Annotated in this window: 6 protein-coding genes; 5 read left to right on the forward strand and 1 reads right to left on the reverse strand. The window is 39.5% G+C overall.

The features are described from left to right. Positions 1-12 precede the first annotated feature (12 nt). The 5 genes from DT065_RS11170 (at position 13) to DT065_RS11190 (ending at position 8,003) form a co-directional block, all read left to right on the forward strand. A complete protein-coding gene (locus DT065_RS11170) occupies positions 13-1,629 on the forward strand; it encodes an acylphosphatase (protein WP_114376269.1) in 1,617 nt (538 codons plus the stop codon). Between the two features lie 23 nt (positions 1,630-1,652). Next, positions 1,653-3,272 carry an ATP-grasp domain-containing protein gene (locus DT065_RS11175; protein WP_160112517.1) on the forward strand — a complete coding sequence of 540 codons (1,620 nt, stop codon included), beginning with the start codon at positions 1,653-1,655 and terminating at the stop codon, positions 3,270-3,272. Between the two features lie 49 nt (positions 3,273-3,321). Next, positions 3,322-4,902: an acylphosphatase gene (locus DT065_RS11180; protein WP_114373393.1), complete on the forward strand. Its 1,581-nt coding sequence runs from the start codon at positions 3,322-3,324 to the stop codon at positions 4,900-4,902. Between the two features lie 75 nt (positions 4,903-4,977). After that, a complete protein-coding gene (locus DT065_RS11185; RefSeq protein ID WP_114373395.1) occupies positions 4,978-6,627 on the forward strand; it encodes an acylphosphatase in 1,650 nt (549 codons plus the stop codon). Between the two features lie 140 nt (positions 6,628-6,767). Beyond that, positions 6,768-8,003, forward strand: a complete 1,236-nt coding sequence (locus tag DT065_RS11190; RefSeq protein WP_160112518.1) for a sugar-transfer associated ATP-grasp domain-containing protein — start codon at positions 6,768-6,770, stop codon at positions 8,001-8,003. A gap of 834 nt (positions 8,004-8,837) precedes the next feature. Here the strand turns inward: DT065_RS11190 and DT065_RS11195 are convergent. Next, the gene (locus tag DT065_RS11195; RefSeq protein ID WP_227002811.1) at positions 8,838-10,247 is read right to left on the reverse strand and encodes a sugar-transfer associated ATP-grasp domain-containing protein; all 1,410 of its coding nucleotides are present in this window, start codon (positions 10,245-10,247) and stop codon (positions 8,838-8,840) included. Positions 10,248-10,502 lie beyond the last annotated feature (255 nt).

Genomic DNA, 10,502 nt, shown 5'->3' on the forward strand with positions numbered 1-10,502 from the left:
GAAGGTGATGGAATGAATACCGATCAACCGGTTTGGCTTCCCCATGTTAGTCCTGAGGTCGTTTCGGAAGCACTTGGCCATGAACTTTGTGCCTATCTCGTAGCTCTGGAAGGATGGAGACGAGGATTGACCCTCAAATGGTATACGAAAGATGCGGAGCCATTTCAAAATATGATGACGTGGCATGTAGATGCTCCCGGCAAGTTATTTTCCCTGAGTTCAGACGAGAAGACCCATTATTTTTTCCGGACACGCGGGGACAAAGTCAGCAATGAAGCGGTGCGGAACGGTGCTGATAAAGTGCATACCAAAACGCTGTTGGACAAGGCAGGCGTCTCTGTCCCTGAAGGCAGACGATTCAGCGTAGATGTCCGTGATGAAGAGATTATCAGTTACGCTTCGACTATTGGCTTTCCGGTTGTCTTGAAACCGACCGAGGGGAGCTTTGGCAAAGGCGTGATCACCAATATCGAAGACAAAAAAGCATTGCGGAAGGCACTTAGAAATGTCCGTCGTTCTGATGTGCTTGTGGAACGATTTATTCCCGGTGAAGAGTACCGTGTCTATGTTATCGGCAAGCAAGTCGCGGGTGCCATTCATCGCATACCGGCGAATGTTATCGGAGATGGAAAACACTCGATTGAAGCTTTAATAGACATGAAAAATAAAGAAAGACAGCATAACCCGCGCCTGCTCAGTTGTCCCATCCAAATCGATGATGACGTTATCAACCGTATTCATGCGATAGGTTATACGCTTGAGAGCACTCCAAAAGAAGGGGAACGTATTTTGCTGAGAGAAAAAAGTAATATTTCCCTCGGAGGTGATCCTGTTGATGTCACGGATGACCTCCATCCTGCCGTCAAAGAAACAGCGATTCAAGCCATAGATGCGGTGGCCGGTTTATATCATGGCGGGGTAGATCTTATGATAGATGAAAATAAACCTGCGCAAGATGCTGCCACTGTTATAGAACTGAACCCGACAGCGCAAATCGGCTCCCTTCTATATCCCATGGAAGGCCATGGTCGAGACATTCCTGCGGCGATTATCGACGATTATTTTCCAGAAACAAAAGTCAATAAAGAAGTGAAAACAAGCTTTTATTTTGGCTTCAATCGCGTATTGGAACCGTTACAAAATAAGTCTTCAATGAGAACAACAGTCGCTCCCCTCCCATCTCGGAACGTATACGCCAAAAAGTACACATTATCCGGAGAGGTGCAAGAGATTCATTATCATCGTAAGGTAAGAGACGAAGCACTGGCCGCTCAATTACATGGCTATATTAACAATCTTAACAACGGTGATATTGAAGTCGTTGTCGCCGGCAATCAGCAGGATGTTGTCGATCATTTTCAGGAGACGCTCACACAAACGACGGACTACGCGCAGGTGACAAGTGTAAGTGCGGAAGATTGGTTGCACCCGGTGAAAATTGGATTTGACATTCAAGCTGATCCTAATAAAATAACAGATGAAATCAACAGGATTAAACAAGAAAAAGCCGCTATGGAAAAAGAGAAAAAAAAGGCGGAACGCCAGTATTTAAAATACCAACAAAGTCGCTCTTGGAAACTGACGTTGCCTCTTCGTAAAGCATTAAATTATATGAAGCGTAGATCTTGAGCCAAGCAATGGGGGATCTTGCCGTGAAGAATTATAATGAACATTGGCTGCCGCATTTAAACAATGCCATACCGATTGAATCATGTAAGAATAAAGTGAGTATGTATACCATTGCTTTGGAAGGCTGGCGACGGGGATTAACGTTAACGTTTTATACGGAGTTAGATGAGTATCATAAATCACAATATCGTTATTCACTCGCCAGCAAGGACCGAGAACATCATTTTGCGGGATCTAAAGGAGATAAAATCACGGACGAGGCATTTCACATTTGTGATGACAAAGCTTTAACGTATGAATGGTTATCCAGTGCCGGTGTTCCTGTACCTAAGGGAAAGAGGTTTACAGAGGAAATACCGGAGGAGGAAATTGTACAGTACGCTAAAACCACCGGTTTTCCGCTCGTATTGAAACCGACGAATGGAAGTGGTGGCAAAGGGGTCATCGTTAATATCCAGAGCGTAAAAACATTAAAGGAAGCCATTTTCTACGTTAGGGAAGAACTCCGATTCAAGGAAATTATCGTCGAACAATACATTACCGGCGATGAGGTACGTATTTTTGTTCTCGGTGACCAATTGTTCAGCGCTGTTCACAGAATACCTGCCAACGTAGTCGGAGATGGTGAGCACTCGCTTCGAACATTAATCGATATGAAAAATGAAGAAAGAAAAAATGTTCCCCATCTATATGATCGGCCCATAAAACTGGACAGGCAATTGTATACGACGCTGCGTGAGTCGGGTTTGACGCTGGACACTGTTCCTAAGCATGGTCGGCGTATTTTTTTGAAGAAAACAAGTAATGTTTCCTCCGGAGGAGATCCCGTCGATGTCACTGACCGGTTAACGCCCGAATTAAGAGAAATGGCGGTACAAGCGTGCCAAGCTGTCCCCGGATTGGCCCATTGCGGCTTAGATATGATGGTCGACTGGGAAAATAATAAAGGATTTGTCATTGAATTAAATACAAGGCCGGGGATTGGTTCTTTTCTATTCCCCATGGAAGGAAAGGCCGAGGACATTCCGAAAGCGCTTATCGACGATTATTTTCCGGAAACAAAGGAAGTTCAAATCAGCCAATCAAATGCTTATTTTGATTTTAAAACAATCATTGACACACTACAAAACGGTGCCGTTGCAGAGGTAGAAGTAGCACCGGCACCAACCGGCAACCTGTTCGCCCAGAAACTCATCATATCCGGCGTTATTCAAGATAGGAATTATCACCAATGGTTGCGAAAGCAAGCATTGCAAAACAACTTAAGTGGATATATCAAAACGCTCGGCAGTCGTGATATGGAAGTCCTTATCGCCGGTACAAACAAACAGGATTTGGAGACCTATAAGCAAGTCTTTACACAACGAAAAGACCGACATGAAGATTTGCAAATGCAGGAAGAACCGTGGGAAGCGCCGATTAAAATCGGTTTTGATATTGACAGTCCGCAGGTGGAGGCAGCCGGATTGAATCAACTTGAAGCCCAGTGGCAAAGTCTTCAAGAACAAATGCAAGCAATACAAAAAGAAAAAAGCCGCCTGGAACGTCAAAATATCATGATTGAACAAAGCAGTTCTTGGAGAATCACTCGACCCTTAAGGAAAACAGGGAATATGATGAAGAAAGTATTTTCTATTAAGTAACATTTACAGCAGATGATAAACGAAAGCGTAACTTTGGGAGGATTTACTGATGGAGGAAGTCAAGGAAGTCAAAAATAAATGGCTGCCACATCTTATTGATGCGGTGCCGACAGCCGGGCAGGGGAAACGAATTAGCACGTACACAGTAGCTCTCGAAGGATGGAGAAGGGGCATTACGTTAAGGTTTTACCGGATCTATGATGAGGAATATAAAATGAAGATCAGATATGCCTTATCTCATAATGGAACAGAGCATCACTTTTCCTTATCGATGGGGGATTATAATACGGATAAGGCATTCGAAATATGTGATGATAAACAGCTAACGAGAGAATATATGGAAAGAGCCGGGGTTCCGGTACCTAAAGGAAAGAAGTTTTTGGCGGAAAGCCCCAACGAGGAAATCATCGATTATGCCAATTCGATGGGATACCCCCTTGCTCTAAAACCTGTCAGTGCAAACGGAGGCAAAGGCGTCTTTGCTAATGTTGTAGATGAAGAGGCGTTACGAAAGGCGTTGCCTTATGTCAGAGAAGAGCTTGAATACCCTGACGTCATTATCGAAGAACATGTCCCGGGAAAACGGGAATTTCGCGTCATTGTGCTTGGCGATCAAGTCTTAGGGGCTATGAACAGAATACCGGCGAATGTCGTGGGCGATGGGATTAATACCATTCAGAAGTTAATCTATATTAAAAATGAAATGCGAAAACAAAACCCCCATTTGACGAGCCGCCTGATTAAGATTGATTTGGAAGTCGAAAATTTGATTGCCGATGCCGGGTACACATTGGAATCTATCCCTAATGAGGGAGAGCGGATCTATTTGAGAGAGCAAAGTAATTTGTCTAATGGCGGGGATTCTCTGGATGTCACCCATGAATTAACCCCGGAAATGGAGCAGATTGCGATTGATGCGACCAAGGCGGTACCCGGATTGGCACAAAGTGGTGTCGATTTGCTCGTCGATCAGGAAAAAAGCAAATCCGGTACAGTCATCGAAATAAACTCCAGACCGGGAATCGGCGGCCACTTATTCCCAATGGAGGGGGAACCACGAGATTTTGCCAAAGCATTCATTGACTATTATTTTCCGAAAACAAAAGATATAGAAAGATCCAATCTTTATTTTAATTTTAATAAAGTCTTGGTTCCTCTAAAAAGTAAAGCAGCGAACACTGTCGAAGTAACTGCTCCCCCTCCCGGTAAACTATATGGAAAAAGGTACATCATAACCGGAAATGTACAAGGTGTTGGGTACAGACAGTGGATAAAACAGAGGGCTTTGCGAAGAAGGCTACACGGCTATGCAAAAAACCTGAAGGACGGCACTGTAGAAGTGGTCGTCGCAGGTGAAAAAGAAAAAACTGTTAATCATTTTAAGGATTTGTGCCTTGAGGGCCCGGAAAGAGCAGAAGTAGAACAAATAACTGAAGAAGAATGGAATAAACCCTTAAAAATGGGCTTTTACATGAAAAGTGCTCATACCAAAAAGAAAGTGAAGAACGTTCATAAAGAGTATGATCGTGTTATGAAAGAGTACACTAAGATTAAAAACAGCAAAGTTTGGCGTGCGACATATCCGGTACGCGCTACTTTGGATATACTCAAACGTATTATAAAACGATGACACTTTGGTGACACTGTTTAACAAAAGATTAAAAGTTCCAGTACAGGCTTCTCAATTATAGGAGGTGATTTTATAATGGCTTATAGTAACGGATGGTTGTCCCACCTGGCGAATGCTGTTCCGAAATCAGCATACGGGAAAAGGCTCAGTATGTACACGATTGCTCTGGAGGCATGGCGGCGAGGGATAAAAGTAAAGTTTTATAGGCTTGAAGATCCGGAAAATAAACTGCGCATTCGGTATTCTCTAAGCTATCAAGGGAGAGAACACAAATTTGAGTCGTCACGCGGAGACCTGTTAACCGAAGAGGCGTATGACATTTGTGATAACAAAGACCTCACAAAGCAATACCTCTCAAAAGCTGGGGTCCCCGTCCCGGAAGGAAAAAGATTTAAGGAAGATACTGCTGATGAGGGAATCGTGGATTATGCCAATAAACTGGGCTACCCTCTCGTTTTAAAACCGATCAGTGAAAATGGCGGCAAGGGTGTCGTGGCGAATATCCAAAAGGAAGATGAGTTAAAAGAAGCTTTGGTTCATGTTCGTCGAGAGCTAGGTTACCTGGATGTTATTGTTGAACAACAAATATTTGGGGACGACTTTAGAATTTTTGTGCTCGACGATAAAGTAATAGGGGCTGTTAAAAGAAAACCCGCTAATATCGTGGGGGACGGAGTACACACTATCCAAGATTTAATAGAGATAAAGAATAATGGCCGAAAGAAAAATCCTCACCACAGTAGCCGTTTGATAAATGTTGACAAAGAAGCGTTGAATTTGATGCGAGTCGCCGGTTACACTTTGAACAGTGTACCAAAGAGTTTAGATCAAGTATATTTACGGGAAAAAGCAAGTATTTCTGCCGGGGGAGAGTCTACGGATATCACCTGCGAATTACCAGACCAAATCAAAGAAATGGCCATTAAAGCAGCTCAAATTATCCCTGGATTGGAAGCATCTGGAGTAGATATAATCTTTGATCAGAATAATAATAGAGGATTTGTTATAGAAGTTAATACTATGCCTGCGTTAGGACCTCATTTATTCCCAGTGGAAGGTAAAGCGAGAGACATCTCAAAAGCTCTCGTTGATTATTATTTCCCTGAATCATCAGGTGTAGAGAAAACAAACCTATATTTTGATTTTGATAGTATCATGGAGTCTCTGAAGAGCAGGTCAACCGACAAAGTTGAGGCTACATTACCTCTAATAGGGAAACTATACGCAAAAAGATATGTCATAAGCGGCCATGTCCAAGGCGTTGGTTACCGAAAATGGATCCGCAAACAGGCGTTACAACGCCATTTACATGGATACACCCAAAACAAGGAAAGTGGCAATGTCGTAGTGGTTGTCGCGGGCTCAAATCAGGATGATGTTAATGCATTCAAACACATCTGTTATCAGGGTCCGGATTATGCACAGGTAGAAAACGTAAAAGATAAAGATTATGAAAAGCCAGTAAAAATAGGCTTTGAAATAAAAAAAGAATCCAAAGAAAATAAGCTAAAAAAACAATTACAAGAGGAAAAAGCAGATAAAGATAAAATGAAACAAAAAATAACGAAGCTTGAGCGTGAAAATAATATTGCAGAATATAAGCTGCAAAAAGTTCAACAGCAAAAAGAACAACTCGAACAAATGTACAGACTCCTTAAAAACAGCCGGTCATGGCGCTACACGAAACCTCTAAGAAGTATAGGGAACCTCACCAAACGATCTTAATAATACTTTCCTGAATATAGAAACTCGGTCGAGGAAAACAATATAACATTCGATAGTTAAGACCATACCCAGGATGTAATCTGTGCAACATTAAAGAGGTCTAAGACATATGAACAGAAAGTATGTGGGGGCTGTTGCGATTGACAAATAAAAAAGCGATGCCTAAAGATTTGACTGTATATCAAGACTTAGGGATAAAAACAGATTCACATCCTTTTAAAAGTTGTTTAAATGCTGGATTATTAAATGATGTGGATGAATTCTTTGTTAAAGAAGTACAGGAATATTGGAAGAGGAATTATGGTAAAAGCGTTGATCCTGTTTTAAATATCGCTTTTATGAATTTAACTGGAATAAAGGATAATAGGATAACACCTCGTCAGGTATTAAGAAAAAAGATACTTCCATTATTTAATGATTATGATATGTCGATCGGGTATAAGGACAAAAACCTCTATGATGTTATGATCAATCCCACTCGATCACCTAAAACTGTGTTGAAGAATATAAATGGAAATTACTTTGATACAAATAACAATAGTGTCGATACTGCAAGTGCCAATAAGCTATTATTAGAACACAATTCCGATTTGATCATAAAACCTAGCAGGACAAACAATGGGAAAAGAATTGTTAAACTCAAAGTTGAAGACGAAAATATCTATCTAGATGGGGAAGATGTCACTATTCATCATTTAGAGGAGATGTACGCTAAAAATTTTATTGTTCAGGAAGCCATAGAGCAACATTCTAGCATGGCCGTTCCTCATCCATCCTCTGTAAATACACTGAGACTGTACACGTTTAGATGGAAACAAGGTATAAAGTATTTACCTTCTTTTGCAAGATTTGGTGGAAATAATCATATCAATGACAATACAGGTACTGGTGGTTTATGTCTTGGTATTACCGATACAGGAAAGTTTTTAAATGTTGCAGTAGATGATGATATGCGAACGTATACCCACCATCCTACTACTGGTTATTGTTTTGCTGATCTTAACCCCATCCCTAATTTTGATGAAGTCAAGCAATTTGTCAAGGATTGCCATAAGAATATCCTTCATCTCGATGTCATTTCATGGGACATTGCCATAAGTTCTGACGGGAAACCTATTTTTATAGAAGCTAACTTTTCAGGACCTTTATGGTTAGGGCAATTTATTACTCAACAGCCTCCTTTTGGGGATTTTACAGAAGAAGTACTTCAACATGTCAGTGATAAGTTGAAAACAATTCAACCTAAATTAATGAAAAAAGATAGATTGAAGAAACAAAAAAAGGAAATGAAAGAAACACGAGGTCAAGTTGATGAATTAAAAGCGCAAAACAAAGAACTTAAAGAAATGCTAAAGAAAAAAGATAAAGAACTATAAGATCTAAAGGGTGTATAGAATAATATTAGTGTTGTAGTTATTTATTAACTTGATGACATTCCATAAATATTGCTTTGATAAATTTGAAAATCTTCTATGTGCCCGGTAAAAAGCATTCCTTTTAGGGGAAATTTTGAACTTTGAATACAAAAGGGCCCCTTAGTATAGTGTGGAGTGAACGATGAATCATCATCGTACCTCGCAAGGAAGACTCATGAAAAATGATACACAGAATGAAAAACTCACTCAAATAACCCCTGAAACGCTTATCATTACTCTCTTAGTGGCTCTACCGATAGTACACCTGGCTATGTCATATGGTAATATTCAACCCAATTTGATGTGTGGTAAAGGCTTTGCAAGGGGTACATCCCTCTGCAAAAGGTGGTAAAAAGATCGCACAAGTGCATTAGCGATGCATAAAATTCACTGAGAAATGTCAAGTGACCTCAGAATAATGAACACATTATCTTGTAGATTCTGATATAAATAAAGCTTCCTTAAATGTGTTTGTTGTGGTATTCTTGTCCATAGGAGCTCCTTATAGTGAGAGTTTTGGATGTGAACCACCGTTCCTCTCATTATAAGGTTTTTTGTGCTTTTTGGACAAAAATCCCATAATTTTTGATCGAATTTCGAGTCTTTTTGCTTGACAAGTAGTGTTTCATTTTAATGCAAAGCTAGTGGCACAAGTGGTAAGAATTGACCGCCGTATTCACCAGTCCTTTCCCCGTTTAATAGGGTACAGTTTGACAAGAAAAATAACCAAGGAAAAAATGGTTCCAGTCATCAAAACTGATGATCGGAACAACCACTGTTAGTTTTTTGGGCTAGTTATGTCCCAACATCAATTATTTTTTTAATCGACTTTCGTAGGTAGCGAAAAGGTTGAGTGTAACGCCAACTTTTGCTATGCACTATTTTTTTATATTTCTCTTTTTCGGCTTCAAGTTCATTTTTTCTCGTTATAAGCTTATTATTTTTCTTTTCAAGTGATGATTTAAGTTTCTGATTTTGTTTTTTTAGGTCAACATTTTCTTTCTGCATTTGTTTTAATTTTTGTATTTGCATTTGCTGTTTTTTTAATTTTTTTTGTTCAATTTTTTGTTCGAGTTTCTGTCTATCCTTTTTCATTAATTTCGGTTTATTGGTTCTAAGTTCATTTTTTACATATTCGAGCACTTCATCTGTCAAGTCTCCAAACATAGGCTTTTGAGCGGCAATTTGGTAAAAATTTGTTGTTCCCGCAAAATTAGCTTCTATAAAGATAGGCTTTCCGTCGTAATCTATAGCAATATCCCATGAAATTAAATTGAGATGAAAGATATTTTTATGGCAGTCTTTGACAAATCTTTTATATTCATCAAAATTAGGGATGGGTTCAAGATCAGCAAAACAATAACCAGTAGTAGGGTGGTGAGTATAGGTTTGGCCATACTGACTTACTGCTAGATTGAAAAACTCGCCTGAATCAGTAACACCAAGACGTACATCAACACCACTATGAGCACCAGCGTTATCCCTTATATCATTATTGCTTCCAAAACGAGCAAATGCCAACAAGTATCTGATCTCATTTTTCCACCTAAACGTCACCATTCTGAGCGTATTTACAGAAGCCGGGTGAGGAGCGGCCATGCTAGTATGTTGCTGTATTGCTTTCTGAACCATAAAGTTCTTTTCGTACATTTCCTCCAAATGATGGATGGTGACAGTCTTTCCATCAAGATAAATATTCTCATCCTGAACGGTGAGTTTTCTGATGCCATTACCATTATTCGATCTACTGGGTTTTATGATCAAATCTTTATGGCTATTCAGTAATATCTGTGAAGCACTTATAATATCAATACTATCGTTGTTCGAGTCAAAATAGGTTCCATCTATATTCCTTAATATGGTTTCAGCTGATCTCGGGGGATTGATCAAAATCTCATAGAGGTTTTTATCTTTATAAAATGTTGATATATCATAATCATTAAATACGGGAAGAATTTCTTTTCTCATTATTTTTCCAGGTATGACCCTAGTGTCTTTTTTCCCAGTATAATTCATATAAGCCAAATGTAGAGAAGGATCAACAGTTTTACCGTAGTTGTTTTCCCAATATTTTTGCGTTTCTGTAACAAAAGTCTCATCTATATCATTTAACAATCCAGCGTTTAACCAACGTTGAAAGTCAGCAGAATTGGTTTTTGCTCCTAATTCTTGATATACAGTTAAATCTTTACGCGCTGCTTCCATAGTTTCCAAGCATAATCAACCCCATGTAAATCATTTAAGTTTATTTTACCATCTCTAGTATCTAATATCTACTCAGTGATAATTAAAATAGCAGGGTTAATTACAATATACGAATTATGCGAACAACTTTTATATAAATTGATAACATACTCCTATGGGTGAAACCTTTTTCTTTTTTTGTGTATTGATTCATAAAAAGGTATTTTATATACTAATGTTATAGGTTTTATTTTCCTCCTCTCTTATGTTATGTGC

The organism is Salicibibacter kimchii, assembly GCF_003336365.1.
GTDB lineage: Bacteria > Bacillota > Bacilli > Bacillales > Marinococcaceae > Salicibibacter > Salicibibacter kimchii.